This window comes from Picosynechococcus sp. PCC 7117 (assembly GCF_001693275.1).
Taxonomy (GTDB): Bacteria; Cyanobacteriota; Cyanobacteriia; order Cyanobacteriales; family MRBY01; genus MRBY01.
In genome coordinates this window covers 2,908,312-2,932,396 of the sequence record NZ_CP016477.1, presented here as the reverse complement: position 1 = coordinate 2,932,396, position 24,085 = coordinate 2,908,312, and the positions used below count along the sequence as shown (strand labels likewise).

Genomic DNA, 24,085 nt, shown 5'->3' with positions numbered 1-24,085 from the left:
TTTTGATCCAGAAAAGCAAAAACAAACCCATTGCGCTGTGATGAATATCAGTATCTATCGTACTCAAAGAGCTTTGACTCAACATGGTTAGAAGATTTAATTTGAAGATTATGAATCAGGCTCATTTTTTGCGTTTTTGTTTCGCTAACCGACTGATCTTGAAGGTCTTTGTGGGGTTAGCCATTGGTGCTTCGAGTTTATTGCTCGTGGAAATTCCCCTGGGACGAGCCCAAAGCGCTGCTGATTTGCTGCCTGATGTACCCCAAGAACAGCCATTGAGTGAGGCTGAAAAATCTCTAGAGGAAGGTCTTATCGCCCTTGCCCAAGGTCAATATGAGCAGGCGATCGCCGCTTTTGATCAAGCGATTCAACGGGATCCAAATTTTGTTGAAGCTTACAATAACCGGGGGATTGCCTACGGAGAATTAGAGCAATACGAACAGGCGATCGCTGACTTTAATCGTGCCCTTGTTTTAGATCCAAATTCTGCAGCCTCTTATTTTGGTCGGGGAACCGTCTCCCATAAACTTGGCCAGGCACAACAAGCCTATGACGATTTGACCCAGGCGATTACGCTCATGCCTGAGTGGGTTGATCCTTACATCAACCGTGGCTTGATCTTAACCAATGCCGGCCTACGGGAAGAAGCGCTTCAGGATTTTAGCCAAGCACTCCGCCTCAATCCCCAAAACGTCATTGCTTTAATCAACCGGTCTAGTTTGTATGTGCGGACGGGCGAATATGAAAAAGCACTCCAGGATGCGAATGTTCTTATTGATCTCAATGAGGGACTTGCCGTTGCTTACAACAATCGCGGTATTGCCTTGGCCGGTCTGGGGCAAAATCAAGAGGCCCGTCAAGATCTAGAGAAGGCGATCGCGATGTTTGATGCCCAAGGAGATATGGAGGGCAAACGACGGGCAGAAACTTTTGTGCGGGTGTTATTCCAGTAAACAAAGAGCGAGCTTCATTTGCGAAAATCTAAGTATGGCTTAACTTTAGTCGGCTAAATCGGGAAAGACTTCTCGCACCGAAGGGTGGACTAAACGCCGCTCGGCAATATTTAATCCTTGGGCGATCGCCGGATTTTGTTTAATCGCTCCTAGACCTTGATTGGCCAGTTGGAGAACGTAGGGCAAAGTGCTGTTATTAAGGGCTTGGGTTGCTGTCCAAGGTACGGCCCCCGGCATATTGGGCACCCCAAAATGGACAACCCCTTCTTCGAGATAGGTGGGGGCACTGTGACTGGTGGGCCGCAGAGTTTCGATGCAGCCCCCTTGGTCTACGGCTACGTCAATAATGACAGAACCCCGTTTCATCTGTTTGACTGCGGCACGGGACACTAAAATTGGTGCACGTTTGCCCGGTAAAAGCACGGCCCCAATCACCAGATCGGCGAGGGGTAACCAGCGTTGAATTTGGGTCGGTGTGCTGTAGAGTAGTTCCACCCGGGAGCCAAATAGCGCTTCTAAATCACTGAGGCGATCGACGTTAATGTCGAGGATCTGTACCTGGGCCCCAAGGCCCACGGCCATTTTTGCCGCTTCGGTGCCGACGGTCCCCCCACCAAGAATCATCACACGACCCGGCCCAACGCCAGGGACACCTCCGAGTAAAACGCCTCTGCCTCCCTGCTGTTTTTCGAGATAGCGCGCCCCAAACTGCACGGCCAAGCGCCCAGCGATAACACTCATCGGCGCAAGGAGTGGTAAATGACCTTTGCCGTCGGTGACCGTTTCGTAGGCGATCGCCGTCACGCCTGATCGCATTAAATTTTCTGTGAGCTGGCGATCAGCGGCTAAATGGAGATAGGTAAATAGGATTTGACCAGGGCGCAACGAGCCATATTCTGAGGGGAGCGGTTCTTTGACTTTAACGACCATGTCTTGTTCCCAGGCGATCGCCGCCGTAGAAACAATTTCGGCTCCGGCCTGTTGGTATTCCGAATCCGTAAATCCAGAACCGAGGCCCGCCCCCGTTTCAATAAAAATATGATGACCCGCACTGGCGAGGACTTGCACACTGCTCGGTGACAAACCAACCCGAAATTCTTGGTCTTTGATTTCCTTGGGGACACCGATTTTCATCCTCAACGCCTCTATGTTTTGTCTTGGGATCTGTGCTTTTTATTTAAGGACTTTTTTGAGGCCCTGTCAGCACCTACTCCCCAAACGACACAAATTCAACTTGAACCAAGCATTGCTTCGTAAAAAGACTAAATTAACTTAGACAAAATAGTAGTGATTCAGACTCTGGGCAGAGGGAACCGGAGCAAGATGGCACAATAAACCTCAATATCTTCTACGGTGAAATTTTTTAGATGTCCCATTCGATCTCGGCCTTGATTGAAGCGCTACAACAGCCAGCGATATATCCCCACCCGACCCAGGAGGCGATCGCCTTAGTGCAAACCCATGTGTCCTACGTGTTTTTAACTGGGGACTATGCCTACAAACTAAAAAAAGCGGTTAATTTCGGCTTCTTGGATTTTTCGACCCTAGACAAGCGTCAACATTTCTGCAAAGTAGAACTGGAGCTAAATCGTGCCCTGGCTGCTGACCTGTACCTAGAAGTGCTGCCCATTACCTATGACGGCCAAACCTATGCTTTTAATGGGGCAGGGGAAGTGGTGGAATATGCCGTGAAAATGCGTCAATTCCCCCAGGAAAATCTGTTGAGTGAGATGTTTACAGCAGGCACCCTTACCGAAGCGCACATGGTGCAACTGGGAAAAGCTGTCGCTGATTTTCATCAACGGGCGACCACCAACGACTACATTCTGAGCTTTGGGGAAATTGCCAAAATCCGCCAGGCCATTGATGAAAACTACGCCCAAACGGCCAAATATATTGGCACTGTCCAGACCCAAGAGCGCTTCGAGCAAACCAAACAATTTACAGATAATTTCTTTGCTAGCCGGGAGGAAATTTTTGCCAAACGCCGCCGCGAAGCAAAAATCAAAGAATGCCATGGCGATCTGCACCTGCGCAATATTTGTTTTTGGCAAGATCAGATTCAACTATTTGACCGCATCGAATTCAATGAGCCTTTCCGGTTCGTAGATACCATGTATGACGTGGCTTTTACGGTGATGGATTTAGATGCGCGGGGGGCCAGGGAGCAGGGGAATGCTTTTCTCAATACCTATGTTGAACGTACCGGAGATTGGGAAGGGCTCCAGGTCTTGCCCCTTTACCTGAGTCGCCAGGCCTATGTGCGGGCGAAAGTGACTTCATTTCTTTTAGATGATCCGGCGATCGCCCCAGAAGCAAAAATCCAGGCTGCGGCGATCGCTTCAGATTACTACGATCTAGCTTGGCGCTATACCCAACGCCCCCAGGGAAAAGTGATTGTAATGTGTGGTTTATCCGGTGCTGGCAAATCAACGATGGCCCGGGCGGCAGCTCGCCAATGGAATGGAATTCAACTGCGCTCCGATGCTGTGCGTAAACATTTAGCAGGCTTATCTTTAGAAGCAAAAGGCGATGACCGCCTCTACAGTGAAGCGATGAATGAACAAACCTATGCTCGCCTACAAGAGCTTGGTTTACTGTTGGCAAAACAGGGTTTTACCGTCATCCTCGATGCCAAATATGACAAACTTGTCTATCGTAAAAATGTGATTAAAGCTTGTGCTGACCAGGACATTCCCCTAGAAATTTTCCACTGTCAGGCACCGTTGCCAATTTTGGCCCAGCGGTTAACGACCCGCACCAACGATATTTCCGATGCGACAGCCGATCTGCTCACGAGCCAACAGGAACATTTTGAATCCTTTATCCCAGAGGAACATCCCCTGGTTAAAACCCTGGATACCACCCAGACTCCCGCCGCAATTATGGCCCAACTGACGGAGGAACCTGTTTAAGCCAAAGCAACTGCTGAGAGAAAGGAAAAAGGCGATCGCCAGCTTGGGTTGAAATATTACGAAAAGTTAACACTTCCGCATATTTCTCTCTCACCCCGTAACAAATCCCACGGAAACCCTGGGTTATTTCCCCAAAATAATAGTTATAAATACTCATTGACTATTTCGAGTAAGGAGTAAAAACCATGCAAACAGCAGGACAAATGACCTGGAGCCCCAATGGTGGCGCATCGGAAGGGGTACTACACCTTAGGTTAAAAGCCTTTGATCCCTGGCGTCCCTACACGGAGTTCCCGGAATTTTACAAACCCGATTTCCCGTCCACCTCTGCGGGGTACGCCACCTTTCTTTCCCTCATTCGCAATCAGTGGCAGTACGTGAAGTAGGGCCGCGCCTGGGTGAGGCGATCGCCCTTGCCTTGCCCAGGATTACAAGAAAATGTAACAATATATAAACTAAGCATTGACATTTGCCGCAGCTCTCGAAGCTCTTTGCCCATGAATTTACTTGCGACTTCGCCCAGTGCCAGCACCGCCTTTTTTCAGCGCTCTGCCGGTCGGTGGCATTCCCAGCGCCGCTACTACACCCTCAACAGTGACCAGGAACCCCTGGAGGCCATTTCAGCAATCGAAGTCGTCTTTTTACCCGCCGAGCATCCCCACCTCAAACCCTTGGCGATCGCCCACCACCTTTCCCCTGATCAGGCCTTTCAATGTGGGGCAAAAGTTACTTGGGAAAGCACCTATACCAATGTGCAGCGCAAACCTCTCAAAGGAGAGACGATTTTTGGAATTCGGGATCAGTTGATGTACCGCGACCGTGGTTTTTCGACAACAGCCCCGATTGTGGCCGAATTTGAATTGATTCAACCCCACGTGATGCGACTCCAGACTGCCTACGACGGCGCCAGTTTTGAAGAAGAAATTAAATTTGTTGGGGATAAACACCGCACACGCCAAACTATTACTTCCCGTGCGGGACAAGAACTGATGATCGCGCAATATTTAGAAACGCGTCTTTAGGAATCCTAAATTTGCCGTTTTAAAAAATCTCCCTTGCATAAAAATATCCGTGTCGAGTGTATGTCACGGATTGTTTAGGTTTATCGGTATCGCTAAAAATTGCAAAAATTCCCGCTTACACTGAGAAGAGTGGAGGCCTCAAGCCCGCAGCGGCAAAGGAGAGAGTTATGGCGATCGCCACGATCAATCCCACGACCGGAGAAATTTGTCAGCGTTTTAAAGCCCTGACCCCAGCAGAAATTGACGCAAAATTAGCCAAGGCCCAGGAAGCATTTCAAGCATATCGGCGCACCAGTTTTAGCCAACGGCGACAGTGGCTCGAAAATGCAGCGGCCATCCTCGAACGGGACGCCAGTAAGTTTGCGGAGATTATGACCACTGAGATGGGAAAAACCCATAAAAGTGCGATCGCCGAAGCCGAAAAATCTGCTTTAGTCTGTCGCTACTATGCCGAACATGGTGAACAGTTTTTGGCCAACGAATACACAGAAACCCAGGCCACAGAAAGTTATGTGTGCTATCAGCCCTTGGGCATTCTGCTCGCGGTGATGCCGTGGAATTTTCCCTTCTGGCAGGTGTTTCGTTTTGCCGCCCCAGCATTAATGGCCGGGAATGTGGCGGTGTTAAAACATGCGTCCAATGTGCCCCAGTGCGCCCTGGCGGTGGAAGCGATTTTAGAGGCGGCAGGATTTCCGGAAGGGGTGTTTCAAACCTTGTTAATTGGCGCGTCCCAGGTAGAGCAGGTGATTAAAGATCCCCGGGTGAAGGCCGCCACCTTAACAGGGAGCGAACCAGCGGGGGCGAGTTTAGCCAGTCTAGCGGGCCAGGAAATTAAACCGACGCTGTTGGAACTGGGTGGCAGTGATCCCTTTGTGGTCTTTCCGTCGGCGGATCTTGATGAAGCAGTCGAGGTCGGTACTGTAGCCCGTACGATGAACAATGGTCAATCTTGTATTGCCGCGAAACGATTTATTCTCCACGAGGCGATCGCCGCCGAATTTCTCGAAAAACTCCACCTCAAATTTGCCAGTCTTAAGATCGGCGATCCCATGGCACCGGAGACGGAGATTGGCCCCTTGGCAACGGAGGGCATCTTGCAGGATATCAGCCGCCAAGTGGATCAAGCGGTGGCTGCTGGGGTCAAGGTTTTGTTGGGCGGGCGACCCCTAGACCGCGCCGGTTATTTTTATCCGCCGACCATTTTGACAGAGATTCCCCCAGGGGCAAAGATTCTCCAGGAGGAACTGTTTGCGCCGGTGGCGATGGTCTTTACGGTTAAAGATCTCGATCAGGCGATCGCCCTCGCCAATGATATTCCCTTTGGTTTAGGGGCCAGCGCCTGGACAAATGATCCAGCAGAACAACAACGCTTTATTCAAGAGCTCGATGCTGGGGCCGTTTTTATCAATGGCATGGTGAAATCTGACCCCCGCCTCCCCTTTGGTGGGACGAAACGCTCTGGTTATGGGCGAGAATTGGGCCTCGCTGGGATTCGCACCTTTGTGAATGCCAAAACGGTGTGGCTAAAATAACCCCCCGACTTTATCCCAACGATTTTGGTGCCTGAGGAGGCGATCGCCCGTGAATACTGCAGAATTATTGATCCGATGTCTAGAAAATGAAGGGGTGGAGTATATTTTTGGGCTGCCGGGGGAAGAAAATCTCCATATCCTCGAAGCCCTTAAGGAGTCTCCCATCCGCTTTATCACCGTCCGCCATGAACAAGGTGCCGCTTTTATGGCCGATGTATACGGTCGTTTAACCGGAAAAGCGGGGGTTTGTCTGTCTACCCTGGGGCCTGGGGCTACCAATCTAATGACCGGGGTTGCCGATGCGAACCTCGATGGGGCTCCCCTGATTGCGATTACAGGGCAGGTGGGTACCGACCGCATGCACATTGAATCCCACCAATATCTTGATCTGGTGGCGATGTTTGCCCCCGTCACCAAGTGGAATAAACAAATTGTCCGGCCGAACACGACCCCGGAGGTGGTACGTCGTGCCTTTAAAATTGCCCAGCAGGAAAAACCAGGGGCCGTACACATCGACCTCCCTGAAAATATTGCGGCGATGCCCGTAGAAGGTCAGCCCCTCCAGCGGGATGGTCGTGAAAAAATCTATGCTTCAAGCCGGAGTTTAAACCGGGCTGCCGAGGCGATCGCCCATGCCAAGAGTCCTTTAATCCTGGTGGGTAATGGCATTATTCGCGCCGATGCCGCCGAAGCCCTCACCGATTTTGCCACCCAGTTGAATATTCCCGTGGTCAACACCTTTATGGGCAAAGGGGCAATTCCCTACACCCATCCCCTGTCCCTGTGGACGGTGGGACTCCAACAGCGCGATTTTGTCACCTGTGCCTTTGAACAGAGCGATTTAGTGATTGCAGTGGGCTACGATCTGATCGAATATTCCCCCAAACGCTGGAACCCAGAGGGAACGACCCCAATTATCCACATTGGTGAAGTGGCCGCCGAAATTGACAGTAGTTATATTCCCCTCACAGAAGTCGTTGGTGACATTGGTGATGCCTTAAATGAAATCCGTAAACGCACAGACCGTGAGGGCAAAACCGCGCCAAAATTTCTCAATGTCCGGGCTGAGATTCGGGAGGACTATGAACGCCACGGCACCGACGCTAGTTTTCCGGTCAAACCCCAAAAAATCATCTACGATCTCCGCCAAGTGATGGCCCCAGAGGACATCGTCATTTCCGATGTTGGGGCCCACAAAATGTGGATGGCCCGCCATTACCATTGCGATCGCCCCAATACTTGCCTGATTTCCAATGGATTTGCGGCGATGGGCATTGCGATTCCCGGTGCTGTAGCAGCGAAATTAGTCCACCCAGAAAAAAATGTCGTGGCTGTCACGGGGGACGGAGGATTTATGATGAACTGCCAGGAGCTCGAAACGGCCCTGCGCATTGGGGCGAATTTTGTCACCCTAATTTTTAACGACGGTGGCTATGGTTTGATCGGTTGGAAACAGATTAACCAGTTCGGCGCACCAGCCTTTGTGGAGTTTGGTAATCCCGATTTTGTGCAGTTTGCAGAAAGTATGGGCCTCAAGGGTTATCGGATTACTGCCGCCGCCGACCTTGTGCCAACCTTAAAAGAAGCCCTAGCCCAGGATGTACCAGCGGTAATCGATTGCCCCGTGGACTACAGTGAGAATGTGAAATTCTCCCAAAAATCAGGGGATTTAATTTGCCGTATGTAACAGGGTGTCGTACTGGGGATGGAGTTCCACTACCCGACCCACAATGGCGATCGCCGGTGCAGCAAAGCCCGTTGTTTCGACTTTTTGGACAATGTCCCCAAGATTACCCAGGAGTTCTTCTTGATCCGGGCGCGTTCCCCAACGAATTAGAGCAATAGGAGTGTCTGTGGTTAAGCCCCCTGCGAGGAGCTGGGGAATAATTTGGGGCAGATTGTGGATGCCCATGTAGATCACAAGGGTCTCGGAACCCTGGGCGATCGCCTGCCAATTGACCTGGGGTCGATACTTGCCAGCGGCCTCATGGCCTGTGACAAAGGTTGCTGAACAACTATAACCACGGCTGGTGAGGGGAATGCCACAGTAGGCGGGAGCGGCAATGCCAGAGGTAATGCCTGGGACAATTTCGACGGGAATATTTGCGGCTTGGAGATCAGCCATTTCTTCGCCGCCCCGCCCAAAAACAAACGGATCGCCCCCTTTCAAGCGCACCACAATGGCGAATTCCTGGGCTTTTTCAATCAAAATTTTTGTGGTTTCTTCCTGGGGGAGTGAATGTCTGCCCCGGCGTTTCCCCGCATGGATCCGTTCGGCCTGGGGATTGATCATCGCCAAAATTGGCTCACTGACCAAGGCATCATAAACAACCACATCAGCCATTTCGAGGAGGGTTTTGCCCTTTAGGGTAAAGAGGCCAGGATCACCGGGGCCTGCCCCAACAAGGTAAACTTTGCCGACTGGAGTGCTAGGGGTCATGGAATTTGCCATGGAGGAGGGGTTCAGGGAGAAAATAAATTTAAGGGAAATGGCTGAGGAGCCGTAAGGTATCCCAGATTAACACGGGCAATTTTTTTTTCTGTATCTTTGGTTGCCCTTTCTAAAGAAATACTTAATTTTTCCCTTGACAAGGCGATCGCCCCTTTCGTTTTCCGCCAAAAAATCCCTAAAAATCTAAAAATGAGGAGCCATGGCCCCAATGAAAAACCATGACGCCCCATTTATCCTAGGCTCGCTCCTGCTTCTGGGGATTAGACCGGATTTGCTGGAGCAATAGTTCCAATTCCGCTTGGATCGAGAGATATTTTACCCGGGTGTCTAGGGGTAATGTATTGGCGGCTTTATCCTGGACTGTACATTGACTCATGGTTTGATCTAAAGCAATTTTAAAATGGCGTTTATTAAGAGAATGAGTATATTAACTTAAAATTCCCCACCGTCAGGGAGAAATTTTCGCACAAGGAGAGAGAAGGGCAGCATAAAATAGTGTATTGCTGGATAATCTGCATGATTCATCCCCCATTGCCAGGATTTGAGGATACATTTTGCTGCTATCAAAAGGTTTAGAGATTGAAATCTACACAGGCACCCCCACCGGAGAAATTATCGGCCTCTCCGATCAAGTGGTAAAGGCCCTCGAAGGCTTTGTGCGGGAACCCGATAATCGCAATGTCGAATACACCACGCCCCCTTGTTGCAGCTATGAAAGTTTGCTCTGTGCAATTTTGCAGCCCCGACTGCAACTGCGTCAGTTTTTGAAAACCCTGGGGAACTACACCCTCATTCCTGGCAGTACCCTCTCTCTCGGTGATGCGAGTCGCTTTTTTCGCTCGGATCCCCAAAATCCCTACCATGCCTATATTGAACAGACCTATGGCACCGATGTGGTGACGGCCAGTGTCCACATTAATATTGGCATTGAGGATCCAGAAATTTTGATGCGGGCCTGTCGGTTAATGCGCCTCGAAGCCCCGTTGATCCTGGCGCTAAGTGCGGCCTCGCCGTTTCTAGATGGTCGCGTGACGGGTTCCCATTCCCGCCGCTGGCAAGTGTTCCCGAAAACTCCGGCCCAGGTGCCCCTATTTACCAGCCATCAACATTTTATTGATTGGACTAATGAGCAACTCCGCCTGGGGACGATGCAAAATGTCCGACATTTGTGGTCTTCGGTGCGTCCCAATGGCGATCGCCGTCCCTACTCCTTAAACCGTTTGGAATTGAGAATTTGTGATTTGGTGATCCATCCCCTGCAATTGCTGGCCATTGTCGCCTTCGTCGAAGCAAGAATCCAGCAGCTTTTGGCCCAGCCCCACCTCGACCCCCTCAAGTCCAGTCAGCTAAATCCAGCCCGCCTTTTGGAAATTACCGATGCCAATGAGCAACTGGCGGCCCAATCTAGCCTAGAGGCGACCCTCTATCACTGGCGCACAGGCCAGCCGATTCAAGCGGTGGATTGGATCCAAGAAATTTATACAGAAGTCTATCCCTTTGCGAAACAGGCGGGATTTGCTTGTTTTCTCAGCCCCTTGCAAAAGTTACTCCGGGAGGGGAATCAGGCTCAACAATGGCTCCAGGCCCATCGTCAAGGTCAACCTTTAGAGATGATTATCCAAAAGGCGATCGCCGAAGCCGAAACCCTCGATCAAGAATTAGCCCAATATTTGTGCGAACCCGCTGCCCTTGTTGCCTAGGTGCTTGAATGGGTATCTTTAACTGTTTGTAAGACTTTGTTTATTAATCTGCGCCGATGCCCCAACTGGTTCTTGTTCACCCCCAAATTCCCCCCAATACAGGTAATATTGCCCGTACCTGTGCGGCGACCGATACGGAATTACACCTCGTTGGCCCCCTAGGTTTTGAAATTGGCGATCGCCACCTAAAACGCGCCGGCCTAGATTACTGGCCCCATGTCAAACTTTCTTTCTATCCCGACCTTGAGCATTTCCTCCAGGCCCAGGCCACCAGAGGAGGGCGTCTCCTGGGTTACAGCGTCCGGGGCACGAGCCAATACACAGAATTCACCTACCAAGATGATGACTGGTTGCTATTTGGCAGTGAAACCCAAGGCCTCCCCGCAGAACTGCTCCAACGCTGCGATGCAACCCTAACTATTCCTATCAATAAGACCCATGTTCGGAGCCTTAATCTTTCCGTGAGTGCAGCGGTGGGTCTCTTTGAAGTGCGGCGTCAATTAGGGCTTTAGTTTTCCCCGATAAGATATTTCTATCACCGCCCCCCCGTAGTGCGCCGAAAACATTAACAGATCTCCCCTGAATCGGTGGAGATTTTATTCTTTTAAAACAAAAATACTATCGCTAAATGTGCACTTAGAAAGCCTAAAAAGCTTATGCAATAGGTGTCTGGGCTAGAGAAGCTGTCAAAACCGAAAAAATATGCTAGGCGATCGCCAGTGGGGAAAAGTGCAACTAAATATTAACTGAAATCACCCTTGTTCTGTATCCTGGACTACCCATTGATCCCAGTGTTTTTCCCCCAGAAAAATCAAAATATATCAACCCAGACTTGTTAAAAAGAAGAAACCAGGGTAACCTTTCCTAGACATTCACCAAATGTCCAATTCAAGTGATCTCAATCACGAGAAGTCGGTAGAATTGTTACTTCAATTGTTTCAGTTGAAGCAGAATGAAACCACTGCTCGACACAAGTAGGAGGTTGTTTTTGAAGGACGTATCCCAAAAGCACCGCATTGTATCCCCTGAAGGTACTGCAGCTTTGGCAACGTCGGTAAAGTCGAACCAAGCGTCTGTTTTCCCACCAGCCTGCTCCCCTTGGAGTCTTGTTGGTTTTCTGGAAAACGTGCCTCACTTCTCACATTTTTTGTCTTCCCATTGAGGGCTACGAAAAATTTCACCGATTCCGGTGTTGACCACGGAAGTAACGGCTTTGCCCAATTCACGAACAGACCGTCTTTTTTCCCAAGGAGAAACATTTATGATTCCTGCTCCAGTTACTTTAGCAACGGCTCCGGAGGTCGAATCCCCCCAACTCGTCGCTGCTGTAAGTTCAAATTCTGTCAGTAGGGTTGAGCCTGAACTACCCGCCATCAAGCACATTGTTGCTGAAGCTGATACGTTTTGGTCCATTGCTCAACGGTATGGCGTGGCCCCTGAGGCGATCGCCACCTTAAACGATCTCACTGTCGAAAGTACTCTAGTGGTTGGGCAAGCACTAAAAATTCCGGCCCCTTCCCAACAACCGATCGCCCGTTATGAGATTGACTCTCCGGCGATCGCCCCCAGCGAGCAACCCACGCTCCCCAAGCCCAGCGTCGAAGTTGCCGCCCTTGAGCTTCCTTCCCAAGCCCTCATGGATGCCGATTCTGCCCGCCTTGAGGCCGACGCACCTACCGCTACATTACGCGCCGAACAGGACAAACTCGTCGAAAGTATTCAAGCCCTAAAAAGCCAGCCTGTGGAAAAGGTGATTTTTGAGGCCAAAACAGAGGCGCCTCAACCCGAAACCTTGGTTAGCTCCACTGCTTTGACTCCCCAGGCACCCACCGCTGCCCCCAAGGGCATTGTCACAATTCCTGTACCGAAACCCCAGGACTTCAGTGCGCCCACGGCCAAAGCGGAACCCACACCGGAAACCTTAATCGCTAATAATGCGGTTTCTAGCCCCCAGCGTTTACCGGAACCCCCCCAGCTCCAATCTCCTACCCCTGAATTGGTATTGGAAGCGAAAAAAGAAGAAAAAGCAGAACAGGCCCGCTCTGTCACCCTGACTGTTCCGCCAGCCCAGAGCAATGCCTCGACGCCTCTGGTGCGTCCCCAAGAAAAGGCCGCTACTCCAGCAGCCCCAGCGGAAGTCTTGGTTGCAGCAAACACCAATGCCGTGCCCAAAACCCATGTGGTTCGTCCCGGGGAAACTTTATATGCGATCGCCCGTCGTTATGGCATCTCAGGGCGTGAATTGATTGCCGCCAATAAGCTGCTCAATCCCAACGTAATCTACGTCAACCAAAAGCTAGCGATTCCGGCTCGCGCCCAGCAACCCCAGCCCCAAAAAGAATTTGTGGCCCTTGTTCCCCAAATGGAGGTAACCCAAGGCGTGAATCGTAATAGTGCAACCCTAGCGAATGCCGTTTCTCTACCGCAGCCCAAATTACAGGCAGAAACTGGTTCTGTAACCGCACCGGACAGCGACCGAATCACCACGGAAGCCGCCGTAGAAAAGCTTAAAACTGACATCGCGCGGCTACGTCGGGAATATCAACAGCAATCAACGCCCATTGCCCTCAAGGTTCCGGCTCCCAATGTCGAATTCACTAGCAATGAGCGCGCTGCGGCCCCGGCCCCGGTAGTTAACCCAGAATGGCAAGGACAACAACCTGAGCCTTCTGCTACGGCCCCCCGCACCGTGGAAGTGCCCGAAGCGCCCCAGGAAATTGCAGCGGCTTCTCCTGGCAACGTCGCCAACTACAACGCGCTTCTGCGTCTCTCTGTTGGTGAAACCGTGAGCCCAGATCTGCCTCCCCTGGCCTCTCCCGATGAATATTTACCGGGCGCTGAAATCTTCAATGGTTATATTTGGCCGGCGAAAGGAACCTTTACCTCTGGTTATGGCCCCCGTTGGGGTCGGATGCACCGGGGGATTGATATCGCTGCCCCCACAGGCACCCCCATTTTTGCGGCGGCCAGTGGTGAAGTGATTACGGCTGGCTGGAACTCTGGTGGTTATGGCAACCTCGTCAAGATCCGCCACGGTGATGGCAGTGTCACGCTATATGCCCACAATAGCCGGATCATGGTACGCAAAGGCCAACAGGTCAAGCAAGGCCAACAAATTGCAGCCATGGGTAGCACTGGTTTTAGCACTGGCCCACACCTCCATTTTGAGATTCATCCGAAGGGTCAGGGAGCAGTTAACCCGATGGCCTTCTTGCCGAAGCGTTAGGGCAAAATATTTAACTTTTAAGTTCAATACATTGATTTAAGAGAGGGAGTCTTTCCCTCTTTTTTTGTGACTATGGGCAAAGCAATCTCGCAGGAAGCACCTTTTAAAATGGGAACGACGAAGTTATTTATCCAGTGTTTTTGTGATGTCCCCACTCCAAACAGAAACGGTTCAAATTCCCAATGGTGATCTGCAGATTGCGGCTTACTTGAGCTATCCAGTTAGTGCGGAACCCTTGCCCGCTGTGATTGTGGTGCAGGAAATTTTTGGGGTTAATGGCCACATTCGTGATGTCACTGACCGCATTGCCCGCTTGGGTTATGTGGCGATCGCCCCGGCGATTTATCAACGGTTGGCCCCAGGATTTGAAACAGGGTACACCCCAGAAGACGTGAAAGTCGGACGGCAATATAAAGAACAAACTAAGGCCACAGAACTGCTTAGTGATCTCCAGGCAACCATTGATTATCTTTATGATCTGCCCCAGGTGAAGCCCACGGGGGTTGGTAGCATTGGTTTTTGCTTTGGTGGTCATGTGGTCTATTTGGGGGCCAGTTTGCCGGAGATTAAGGCAACAGCGTCTTTTTATGGTGCTGGGATTACCACCTGGTGTCCTGGGGAAGCAACCCAGACAACTCTTGATTACACCTCTGAAATCCAAGGCAAACTCTACGGTTTCTTTGGGATGGCCGATGCGTCGATTCCGGCGGCTCAAGTAGATCAGATCGAGACGGCTTTAAAAACACACCAAGTCGAGCACAAGATTGTTCGCTATGAAGGGGCTGGCCATGGCTTCTTTTGCGATCGCCGTGCCAGTTACAATGAACAGGCCGCCCAAGCAGCATGGCAAGAGGTACAGACCCTCTTTGCTGAAACCCTCTAAATTTTTTATTTTTGTCTAACCCCAATGACCCAGATGCCGACCGACGACCCTACAATTCAGCTTGATCAATTTCTGAAAATTATGAACCTTGTGGCGACGGGGGGCCAGGCCAAAATGGTCATCCAGGGGGGCTTCGTGGAGGTCAATGGAGAAACAGAAACCCGCCGCAAACGGAAATTACGCCACGGGGATTTGGTCAGCTTTGAAGGGACAACGCTCCAAGTTGAATTTGACGAGTGAGTAGGGTGGTTTCCTAAAGATTAAGGTTGAATCATTGTTTTTGCGGCGATGCGGGTGCGTTTGCGATCGCCTTCGGAGAGGTCTTGGCCCCCTTGGAGTTGGGTCGCATTTTGCTGGAGGACAGTGGCCGCATTGGTATCACCCAGTTGAATCGCCGTTTTTGCTGCCGTTTGGAGGAGAGTCGCGGCCCCTTGGCGATCGCCTGCCTTGAGCTTGTCTTCGGCCAGTTGGGTTTGTCGGTATTTAGCAAGGGCGAGAATCGATTGTTGCACCACCGGATTCGGGGCTGGTTGATAGTTTTCTTGGACGTCTACGGTGATCGGAATCGCTTCTGAGATGAGCCGAGTTTGGCCCGTGGCCGGGTCATCGTAGCGGACTTGGGCCTGGGCGATGGCTTGGTGGCCGGGGGGCAGTTGGTCGATGTAGAGATTGGCCAAAATGATCCGGGGCGCTTCGGTTAAGAGATCCCCAAGGCGGACACCGTAAAAATCGCCTTCTTTGACCACGGGTAACTCGATGGTTTCTGGGGCCACCTGGGCGAGGGGTTTGAGGTCTGCCAAGCGACTACCGGGAGAAAGTTGTAAAAGCAGTTGAGCATTAGTTAAACCAACCGATTGGGCCCGCTGGAGCAGTCGTTCAAATTCGGTGAGGGCCTGATTGGGGGTTTCAATATAAGCCAAGCTGCCATTGGCCGCATCAGCAATTTTTTCGAGGACATCCTGGTTCCAATTTTCGCCAAAACCGAGACTATTGAGGGTGACACCATGTTCGGCAGCGACGGCGGCAATTTCCAAACAGCGGCCATTGTCGCCATGTTCATTTTCACCATCGGTGAGCATAAACACCTGGGCGGCGCGTTTACCGGGGCTATTGGCCAGCTCCTGTAACCCAAGCTTGATGCCATCGTCGATACAGGTGCCCCCGGCGGCCTCAAGGCGATCGATCTGGGCTTTGATGTGGGCTTTGTCCGTGACGTCTTGGTTGGGGACAATCACCTTTGCTTTGTGATCAAAGGCAATCACCGAGAGGCGATCGCCTTCCCGCAGTTGGTCAACCAGTTGTATTGCGGCTTCTTTAACGGTGCGGAGGGGTTGCCCAGCCATTGAACCACTGTGATCGAGCACTAAACAAAGATTGAGCGGCAGGGTGGCGTCTTGAAAATCACTGGCGATCGCCCCAATGGAGAGGGAGAGTTGCCGTTGACTTTGGGCCTGGGTGGCATCCAAATGGGCATCACTAAGGAGCGCTTGCAGTCCGACTTGCATCATGGCTATTTCTTGATAAGGCGTGAATTATTGGGGGCAAACCCCGCAGACAGAGGCAAATATTTTCGCAATTTCAGCATAACTGTTTCCCTCGGGGAACGGGCAACGACGACTGGGTTTCGTAATGATTCGGAGTTTTAGGCTGGATAATTTGCTAAAAATGTTTCGAAGGCCGCCGTCGGCAGGGGGCGACTAATGAAAAAACCCTGGAATGTGTAACAGTGATGTTGGCGCAAAAATTCCATTTCTTCAGCCGTTTCTACCCCTTCAGCGACGACCGAAAAGTTAAGCCGCTGGGCCATGTTGATCAAGGCTTTGGTGATGGCGGCATTTTTAGGGTTTTGGTGAATATTTTCCACGAAGCAGCGATCAATTTTGAGGGTATCAAAGGGAAAATGTTGCAGGTACCCCAGGGAGGCATAACCCGTCCCAAAATCATCAATGGCGATCGCCACGCCTAGTTCCTTAATCAGCCGAAATTGGGCCATCGTAAAATCAACATTCTCCACTAGGGCACTTTCGGTCAGTTCTAGTTTGAGCCAGCGGGCCTCAAGCCCTGTTTCCGCCAAAATTGCCTTGAGGCAGGGCACCAGTTGGGGGCTTTGTAGTTGCTTACTCGAAAGATTGACCGAAATTTGCAAGGGAGTCAGGCCCCGTTGTTGCCATTGGACGGCTTGGGTACAGGCTGCTTTGAGGATCCATTCCCCCAGGGGCACAATAAAGCCTGTCATTTCGGCGAGGGGGATAAACTCCCCCGGTGAAACCAAACCCTGTTCCGGTGATTGCCAACGCACTAACACTTCTGCCCCAATGATGTGATCGCTATCGGTGTCGAGCTGGGGTTGGTAATAGAGCAAAAATTCACCGTTTTTTAGGGCCTGCTGGAGGTGAAGATTTTTGTGGGGTAAGAGGCGATCGCGGTCTTCACTCAGCTGTTTGACTCGATGCTGCAAAATTTCTAACATCCCGAACAGTTCTAGGGGATCGAGAATTTGCGAGAGATTACTTTCTGTCAAAATACCCCGTAATTCCCCGTCTTTTCCGGTAACAACGATCCGCCGCACCCGATGCCGTTGGAGTTTTTCTTGGGCGATCGCCAAGGAATCCCCAGGATGTAACTGGATGAGGGGCGCACTCATCACTTCCCCAACACCCAATGCCTCTAAATCAGCACCAGAGCCTTGCAATTTGACGATATCTCTTTCTGTGACAATACCAATAGGCTTGATGAAATATCCAGCTTCGATGGCCACCACTATGCAGCTAATCCGTCGCCTCGCCATCAATTGCGCAACTTCGAGGACAGAGGTTTCTGGTGGGGCGGAAATCACTTGACTAGACATCACCTCCCGCACTTCCCGAAACCGGAGAAAATAGCCCAAATGTAACGCCTGCCGCAACAGACTGAGGGTTGTAACCCCAATCACACGCTGCTGTTCATCCACGACGGGCAAATGGCGGATCTGATGCCGCCGCATTAAGTTATAGGCCGAAAAAACGTCGATTAAATTTTTCTGCTCAATGGTCACCACCGGGCTGGTCATAATTTCCCGCACCAAGGTTTGGTGGAGTGCTTTCGGTGAGAGGGACAGCCGCACCAAGTCCCGCTCCGTTAAAATTCCTACCATTTGTTCCCCCTCCGTAATGATTAAGCAACTTTGGGGAGAATCTTTTTCCTGACCCGTCATGAGGGCGATCGCCTCGGTGAGGGACGTCTGACTATCCAGGAAAATCGGCTGCTCAAAGCTGATCCCTTGACCCGTAGCCAGGTCATCATTCTGCCAAAAAAAAGTCATATGGCTCCGGGGAAATTTACCTATGGTTTTACGGGTTAACGCTACTCAATGATAGTGTCTGCACCTATGTTGGGTTTTAGCACAGATTTTCAAAGCAAGATCCCACAGAAACGCAAAAATCCCCTGGTATTTGATGGATGCCTTACAAATGGCCCGTTTTCACATAAATAATGCAGCCTGCTCGACTAAAGGGAGTATGAATACTATCAGGGGGATTGCGCAACCAACTGCCGGCGGGGTAGCTGCCCTGTTCATCCTCAAAAGTCCCTTCCAGGACAAAAATTTCCTCACCCCCCCAATGGCGATGGGTTTGAAAATAAGTGCCCGGTTCCCACCGCACCAAGGCAACATTTTCCCCCTGGAAGTTATGCAACGGCAGCACCGATAAACCTTTCACTAAGCCGGGTACCCAGGATTGAGCTTTGGTATTCACCCGCACAAAAGTTTGATCCGCCGGATCCATTTGCCAGAGCTTCACAAAAATCGTACAGCCCGTTTTACTGTGGGGACGGTGACTGGAACCCACGGGATTACGCACATAGGTGCCGGAGGGATATTCCCCATGTTCATCGGCAAAGGTGCCTTCGAGGACAAAAAATTCTTCGCCGCCGCCGTGGGTATGTTCCGAAAAATAACTATTGGGGGTATAGCGTACCAGGGAGGTGGCACGGGCAACTTCGGCCCCATCCCGGTCTAACATTCGCCGTTCGACCCCGGCCATGGGTGAGGCTTGCCAGGGTAAAGCGTTGGTATCGAGGACGACGCGTTCTTGTAAATCGGCGTGGAGTTGCATGGGGTTAGGCTAAAAATTTTTCGACACAACGGACAAACATTTCTACCCCCATTCCCAGGGCTGTTTCATCGAAGTTAAAGCGGGGATGGTGGTGGGGGTAGGCGAGATCAAAGTAGGGATTGGCCGAACCAAGGAAGAAGTAACAGCCGGGCACTTCCCGCAGGAAAAAGGACATATCTTCGCTGCCCATGGTTTGGCATTCGGGCATCACGCCTAGGGGTGTTTCGATGGTTGCCTCGGCGACGGAACGCACCAACTCGGCCATGGCGGGATCGTTGATCGTCGGCGGGTAAAGATGCACATGGTCTAATTTGTAGCTGGCTCCGTAGCTCTGGCAAATGCCGTTGACGATGGTTTCGAGGCGATCGCCAATGGTTTTTTCCAGTTGGGGGTTGAAGTAGCGGATGGTGCCCTTGAGATCGGCATAGTCGGCGATCACATTCATCGCGTGGCCCGCTTTAAATTCGCCCACCGTGACTACTGCTGCATCGAGGGGATTAACAATACGGGACACAAGGGTTTGCAAAGCACCGACAATTTGCGCCCCTACCACAATCGCATCGACAGTCTGGTGAGGGAGAGCACCATGGCCTCCTTTCCCCTGTACCCGCAGGTCAAAGCTTTCGACCGCCGCCATCAACGCCCCCGGCCGTACCCCCACCGTGCCCAAGGGAAGATTGTTCCATAGGTGCAGGCCAATAATCGCATCTACATCGGGATTGTGGAGCACTCCCGCCTGGATCATTGGTTTCGCGCCACCGGGACTTTCTTCAGCAGGTTGGAAAATAATTTTCACAGATCCCCGGAAACTGTCGCGGTTTTCCTGGAGATATTTGGCCGTCCCCAAGGCGATCGCCACATGGCCATCGTGACCGCAAGCGTGCATCACCCCCGGATGTTGGGAGCGGTAATCCACCTCATTTTCCTCTTGGATCGGTAGGGCATCCATATCGGCACGAATCCCCAGCACTTTACCCTTTTGGTGACCTTCGATGAGGGCGACAATGCCGGTTTCGGCGATGCCAGTTTGGTGGGGGATGCCCCATGCCGTGAGCTTATGGGCAATAAATTCTGCTGTCAGATTTTCTCGAAATGCCAGTTCCGGTTTCTGGTGGATCTGGCGACGCCACTGGACAATTTCTGATTGGAGCGCTTGGATCGTGGGACGAATCCGGTGTTTATGGAGAACGGCATCTAAGCTAACGGTGGCAACCATGGGAAACCCAACGCAAGGGCGTAAAAATCTGCCCTTCTAGTGTAGAAGATTCTTTTTTCTCCCGTCGATCTGCGGACTGGGGAAATAGAGGCCTAATCTTCGTCTGCTGGGGTCGGATGCCACAACAACCGTACGGCGAGGGTCGCAAAACCGATGGCCGCTAGACCCTTGAGAATCTGGGCAGGGATAAACGCAGCGAAAGCTCCCCCGGCAATGACACCCAAAAGACTGGTGGTAATTAGGGCCGTCACGGAGCCAAAAAATACGGCAATGGGTGATTTGGAACTGCCCCCTAAGGCGATCGCCGCCAGTTGACTCTTGTCACCAATCTCCGCCAAGAAGACGGTAATAAAAGTGAGACTTAGTAATTGCCAATCGATATCTACCATGGGTGAGAAAACTGTTTTATCGGTATCGGTGAATCACGTTAATCAAAAACCAGGAACGGTTGCCTGGGGAAAGGCATTAGGCTGCCAGCATATCCACAATCAGAAGACCCGCAATCACGAGCAGCAGCACGCCAACAAACATATCCAAAATATCGGGGGCCAACTTCCGGGCGAGCCAATAGCCAATGATTACCCCCAGTAAGCTCGTACTGACCAGGGCAAGGGCGGCCCCCAGAAAGACCACCCAGGGAGAAGCTGCTTGGGCCGAAATCAAGAGGGTGGCTAACTGGGTTTTGTCCCCCATTTCTGCAATGAAAATCGTCAAAAAAGTGGAGCCGAAAACAGTCCAAATACTCCAGGGTCTTTCCTGTTTGGGGGGGTGACTGGCCGTCATATTACTTGGGGAAAATCTCGCTTAAAACCATGGCTTAGTTTATCAGGTATGTTTCGTGAATATGAAACAAAAGTGAAAGTCTAGGGAGGCTAAAGGGGATGGTTCGGCGGACTTTTCTCAGGATCGGTGGGGGAATTATGAGGCGATCGCCCCAGGGCAAAAATGAGCGTTGGTGTCCCTCCCAAAAGGCCCCAACCCAACCAACGCCGGAAGCTGTAACCCTTGCGCCAAGAGACCAATGCCGCCATCACCCCCATCAAACAATGGAGACTCGCCAAGAGCCAGACCCGGTAATCGAAAAAAAACGCTTGCATAGTGATCGTGGTATAACCTTTAGAAACCATGTTACATTTCGCAAACAATATCAATGACATCAGTTACTGTGCGCCCTAGTGCCACAACTCTTTTAGAAAAGCATCCAAATCTACGGCTCCGGGATATCCTCGATACATTGCCCCGTTCCGTCTACGAAATAAATCCGCTAAAAGCTTGGTCTAGGGTGCTGTTAAGTGTGGCGGCGGTGGTGGGTTGTTATGCCCTCTTGGCGATCGCCCCTTGGTATTTACTTTTACCCGTTTGGTTTTTAACTGGAACTGCCCTAACGGGTTTTTTTGTGATTGGCCATGATTGCGGCCACCGCTCCTTTTCCCGTAAAAATTGGGTCAATAACTTAGTCGGTCACCTGGCCTTTTTGCCCCTTATTTATCCTTTTCATAGCTGGCGCATTCTCCATAATCATCACCATCGCTACACCAACAATATGGATGAGGACAATGCCTGGGCTCCCTTTACCCCTGAGCTATACGATGACTCTCCGGCATTTATTAAAGCCGTTTACCGGGCGATCCGGGGCAAACTCTGGTGGCTCGCTTCGGTGATTCACCAACTGAAACTCCACTTCAATTGGTTCGCCTTTGAAGGAAAACAACGGGAACAGGTGCGCTTTTCGGCCCTATTTGTGATTATTGCTGGGGCGATCGCCTTTCCGGTGATGTTCTACACCCTCGGCGTTTGGGGCGTTGTGAAATTCTGGCTGATACCCTGGCTTGGCTATCATTTCTGGATGAGCACCTTTACCCTTGTCCACCACACCGTACCGGAAATTCCCTTTAGCTACCGGGACAAATGGAATGAGGCGATCGCCCAACTGTCTGGAACCGTCCATTGCGACTATCCCAAGTGGGTTGAAGTCCTTTGCCACGACATCAATGTCCATGTGCCCCACCACCTTTCCACCGGGATTCCCTCCTACAATCTCCGCAAAGCCTACGCCAGCATCAAGCAAAATTGGGGTGAATATCTCTACGAAACCAAATTTTCTTGGGAGTTGATGAAAGCGATTACCGAGCAATGTCACCTCTACGACGCTGAGCACAATTACATTTCCTTTGCGCAACATCAAAAACGCTAATTTCAGTAAAACAATTTTTTAAAAAACGAAAATATTGCCGACTGAGCTTTTGTTTCGACACCCTAAAACCTAGGGTGTTTTTTATGTAAAAAAAATCCCCTCTAAAGGAGATTTTGTTGGTGATGCTAAAGAGCCTCCTAACATTCTCTCTGGAGGGAGGTGCCGAAGGGGGCGGGTGAGTCCCTAAAAGGAAAGGAGGTGCTGAGATTATTCCCGGAAGAAGCGGTGGTACGCTTCCATACCATGTTCACCAATATCGAGGCCTTCTAGTTCCTCTTCTTTGCTCACCCGGAGGCCCATACTCAGTTCTAGGACTAACCAGATGGCAAAGCTAAAGCCAGCGGTAAACATACCCACCACGACAACACCAATAAATTGACTGAGCAGTTGGGCAACACCACCCCCGAATAATAATCCGGCGCTGGGGCCAGCATCGGCGGCATACCAGGGGTAAACATCGCCCCCCACACTAAATAAGCCCACGGCCAGGGTGCCCCAAATACCACAGACGAGATGCACCGAGAGAGCACCAACGGGGTCATCAAAGCGTAAACCCTCGAAGGTCAGCACCGAAAAAACCACGATCACCCCGGCGATCGCCCCGATCACAATGGCCGAAGGAACATTTACATAGGCACAGGCGGCAGTAATTCCCACCAACCCAGCCAGGACACCGTTAATGATCATCGAGAGGTCTGGTTTCCCAAATTGAATCCAGGAGGTAATGGTCGCGGCGATCGCCCCAGCGGCAGCAGCCATATTGGTCGTAACGATGATATGGCTAATGGCATCGGGATCAGCGGCCATCGTCGAACCTGGGTTAAACCCAAACCAACCCAACCAGAGGATTAATCCCCCTAAAGTGGCGGTACTCATGTTGTGACCCGGAATGGCATTGATGCGATCGCCAGCAAATTTTTCGAGGCGCGGCCCCAAGAGGATCACCCCCATCAAAGCAGCCCAACCGCCCACCGAATGCACCACCGTTGATCCGGCAAAATCATAGAAACCGAGGGTCGCTAACCAACCGCCCCCCCAAACCCAGTGGCCGGTAATACCATAGGAAAATCCCACTAAGAACAGGCTAAAAATCACGAAAGAAGCAAACTTAATCCGTTCCGCCACGGCCCCAGAAACAATGGTGGCCGCCGTTCCCGCAAAGGCCAATTGGAAGAAAAACTTGGTGTAAAGGGGAATCCCCGCCCAGCTTAGGGACGAAAAAATCCCACTGTAGGCCGAACCCGTGAGGGGACTATTATCTGCTCCAGTAAGAAAAAAGCCATTCCAGCCTAAAACGGCATTGCCATCGCCAAACATCAGGGCAAAACCGATCGCCCAAAAAGCAAGGCTCGAAAGGGCAAAGACAATTAGGTTTTTCGCCAAAATATTGACGGTATTTTTCGCCCGACAAAAGCCGCTTTCTAACATCGCAAACCCCGCATTCATAAAGAACACGAGCATTGCTGCGAAAACAACCCAGAGGGTATCTAGGGTGACCTGAACGGCTGGGGGAATTTCACCAAGGCTCCCTTGGGCGATCGCCACCCCCTGCCAAAGGAGCGGTAACACACAGGCCAAAAGCAATAAGCGGCCCTGGCGGCGAAATGGGTAGCCAAGCCGAGGGGAAGGCCCCCGAAACCACGAATCAAATGAAAAAGTCATAGCAAAATAAAAATGAAGAACCCATAATTATGGTCCATGAGTGTATTGCCGTAATAATCTTGTATTACGTCATTAAAGCCGCGCAAAATGTAGCTTTCGTCACTAAGAAAAAAATTTATACTCCTTAAGATGAACCTTGGACTCAAGGATAATTTTTAAATGAGCTGTATCTCCCCAGGGGATGTTGTTACCCACCAAGCCCTCAGCGGCCGTTGAGTCATATCCGTTGCATCACT

The 24,085-nt window shown here is 51.1% G+C and carries 23 protein-coding genes; 12 read left to right on the top strand and 11 right to left on the bottom strand.

Annotation, left to right across the window (positions count from 1 at the left end):
* The first annotated feature begins 110 nt into the window (after positions 1–110).
* Positions 111–953 carry a tetratricopeptide repeat protein gene (locus AWQ22_RS13980; RefSeq protein ID WP_065711483.1) on the top strand — a complete coding sequence of 281 codons (843 nt, stop codon included), beginning with the start codon at positions 111–113 and terminating at the stop codon, positions 951–953.
* Between the two features lie 45 nt (positions 954–998).
* Here AWQ22_RS13980 and ald read toward each other — a convergent pair whose 3' ends face one another.
* Positions 999–2,087 (bottom strand): alanine dehydrogenase, encoded by a 1,089-nt coding sequence (gene ald / locus AWQ22_RS13975; RefSeq protein ID WP_065711482.1) that lies wholly within the window; start codon positions 2,085–2,087, stop codon positions 999–1,001.
* 233 nt (positions 2,088–2,320) lie between these two features.
* Between ald and AWQ22_RS13970 the strand changes: the two genes are divergently transcribed.
* From AWQ22_RS13970 to AWQ22_RS13950, 5 genes are all read left to right on the top strand, one after another.
* Positions 2,321–3,868, top strand: a complete 1,548-nt coding sequence (locus AWQ22_RS13970; RefSeq protein ID WP_065711481.1) for an AAA family ATPase — start codon at positions 2,321–2,323, stop codon at positions 3,866–3,868.
* 185 nt (positions 3,869–4,053) lie between these two features.
* Complete coding sequence (locus AWQ22_RS13965; protein ID WP_030008230.1) at positions 4,054–4,254, top strand: hypothetical protein; 201 nt, start codon at positions 4,054–4,056, stop codon at positions 4,252–4,254.
* A 111-nt stretch (positions 4,255–4,365) separates the two neighbouring features.
* A complete protein-coding gene (locus AWQ22_RS13960) occupies positions 4,366–4,890 on the top strand; it encodes a phycobiliprotein lyase (protein ID WP_045442612.1) in 525 nt (174 codons plus the stop codon).
* Positions 4,891–5,057: 167 nt separating this feature from the next.
* Entirely contained in the window at positions 5,058–6,422 is a 1,365-nt protein-coding gene (locus AWQ22_RS13955; protein WP_065711740.1) for an NAD-dependent succinate-semialdehyde dehydrogenase, read from the top strand.
* Between the two features lie 49 nt (positions 6,423–6,471).
* Positions 6,472–8,109 carry an acetolactate synthase large subunit gene (locus tag AWQ22_RS13950; RefSeq protein WP_030007761.1) on the top strand — a complete coding sequence of 546 codons (1,638 nt, stop codon included), beginning with the start codon at positions 6,472–6,474 and terminating at the stop codon, positions 8,107–8,109.
* Here AWQ22_RS13950 and cobA read toward each other — a convergent pair.
* The gene (gene cobA, locus AWQ22_RS13945; protein WP_232321395.1) at positions 8,092–8,862 is read right to left on the bottom strand and encodes a uroporphyrinogen-III C-methyltransferase; all 771 of its coding nucleotides are present in this window, start codon (positions 8,860–8,862) and stop codon (positions 8,092–8,094) included. The genes AWQ22_RS13950 and cobA overlap by 18 nt on opposite strands.
* Before the next feature lie 247 nt (positions 8,863–9,109).
* On the bottom strand, positions 9,110–9,250 hold the full coding sequence (locus AWQ22_RS16975; protein WP_012308359.1) for a hypothetical protein: 141 nt from the start codon (positions 9,248–9,250) through the stop codon (positions 9,110–9,112).
* Between the two features lie 178 nt (positions 9,251–9,428).
* Here AWQ22_RS16975 and gshA point away from each other — a divergent pair, with 178 nt between their 5' ends.
* From gshA to AWQ22_RS13910, 5 genes are all read left to right on the top strand, one after another.
* Positions 9,429–10,574, top strand: coding sequence for a glutamate--cysteine ligase (gene gshA / locus AWQ22_RS13935; RefSeq protein ID WP_030007759.1), 1,146 nt, complete (start codon positions 9,429–9,431; stop codon positions 10,572–10,574).
* Between the two features lie 56 nt (positions 10,575–10,630).
* Positions 10,631–11,086, top strand: coding sequence for a tRNA (cytidine(34)-2'-O)-methyltransferase (locus AWQ22_RS13930; RefSeq protein WP_012308357.1), 456 nt, complete (start codon positions 10,631–10,633; stop codon positions 11,084–11,086).
* A gap of 749 nt (positions 11,087–11,835) precedes the next feature.
* Positions 11,836–13,800, top strand: coding sequence for a peptidoglycan DD-metalloendopeptidase family protein (locus tag AWQ22_RS17405; protein ID WP_065711477.1), 1,965 nt, complete (start codon positions 11,836–11,838; stop codon positions 13,798–13,800).
* A 145-nt stretch (positions 13,801–13,945) separates the two neighbouring features.
* Entirely contained in the window at positions 13,946–14,683 is a 738-nt protein-coding gene (locus tag AWQ22_RS13915) for a dienelactone hydrolase family protein (protein ID WP_065711476.1), read from the top strand.
* A gap of 24 nt (positions 14,684–14,707) precedes the next feature.
* Entirely contained in the window at positions 14,708–14,923 is a 216-nt protein-coding gene (locus tag AWQ22_RS13910) for an RNA-binding S4 domain-containing protein (protein ID WP_012308354.1), read from the top strand.
* A gap of 20 nt (positions 14,924–14,943) precedes the next feature.
* Here the strand turns inward: AWQ22_RS13910 and AWQ22_RS13905 are convergent, their stop codons facing one another.
* The 7 genes from AWQ22_RS13905 to AWQ22_RS13875 form a co-directional block, all read right to left on the bottom strand.
* Entirely contained in the window at positions 14,944–16,188 is a 1,245-nt protein-coding gene (locus AWQ22_RS13905) for a VWA domain-containing protein (protein ID WP_062436250.1), read from the bottom strand.
* 137 nt (positions 16,189–16,325) lie between these two features.
* On the bottom strand, positions 16,326–17,984 hold the full coding sequence (locus AWQ22_RS13900; protein WP_065711475.1) for an EAL domain-containing protein: 1,659 nt from the start codon (positions 17,982–17,984) through the stop codon (positions 16,326–16,328).
* Between the two features lie 142 nt (positions 17,985–18,126).
* Positions 18,127–18,777, bottom strand: a complete 651-nt coding sequence (locus AWQ22_RS13895; protein ID WP_065711474.1) for a cupin domain-containing protein — start codon at positions 18,775–18,777, stop codon at positions 18,127–18,129.
* Between the two features lie 4 nt (positions 18,778–18,781).
* Positions 18,782–19,993, bottom strand: coding sequence for a M20 family metallopeptidase (locus tag AWQ22_RS13890; RefSeq protein WP_065711473.1), 1,212 nt, complete (start codon positions 19,991–19,993; stop codon positions 18,782–18,784).
* A gap of 92 nt (positions 19,994–20,085) precedes the next feature.
* Positions 20,086–20,373: a TMEM165/GDT1 family protein gene (locus tag AWQ22_RS13885; protein WP_030007751.1), complete on the bottom strand. Its 288-nt coding sequence runs from the start codon at positions 20,371–20,373 to the stop codon at positions 20,086–20,088.
* 85 nt (positions 20,374–20,458) lie between these two features.
* Positions 20,459–20,776, bottom strand: coding sequence for a TMEM165/GDT1 family protein (locus AWQ22_RS13880; protein ID WP_012308349.1), 318 nt, complete (start codon positions 20,774–20,776; stop codon positions 20,459–20,461).
* An 89-nt stretch (positions 20,777–20,865) separates the two neighbouring features.
* Positions 20,866–21,090: a hypothetical protein gene (locus tag AWQ22_RS13875; RefSeq protein ID WP_045442321.1), complete on the bottom strand. Its 225-nt coding sequence runs from the start codon at positions 21,088–21,090 to the stop codon at positions 20,866–20,868.
* Positions 21,091–21,143: 53 nt separating this feature from the next.
* On the opposite strand from AWQ22_RS13875, the gene AWQ22_RS13870 reads away from it, so the two are divergent.
* Positions 21,144–22,187 carry a fatty acid desaturase gene (locus AWQ22_RS13870; RefSeq protein WP_065711472.1) on the top strand — a complete coding sequence of 348 codons (1,044 nt, stop codon included), beginning with the start codon at positions 21,144–21,146 and terminating at the stop codon, positions 22,185–22,187.
* 207 nt (positions 22,188–22,394) lie between these two features.
* On the opposite strand, the gene AWQ22_RS13865 is transcribed toward AWQ22_RS13870, so the two are convergent.
* Positions 22,395–23,849, bottom strand: coding sequence for an ammonium transporter (locus AWQ22_RS13865; protein WP_065711471.1), 1,455 nt, complete (start codon positions 23,847–23,849; stop codon positions 22,395–22,397).
* Positions 23,850–24,085 lie beyond the last annotated feature (236 nt).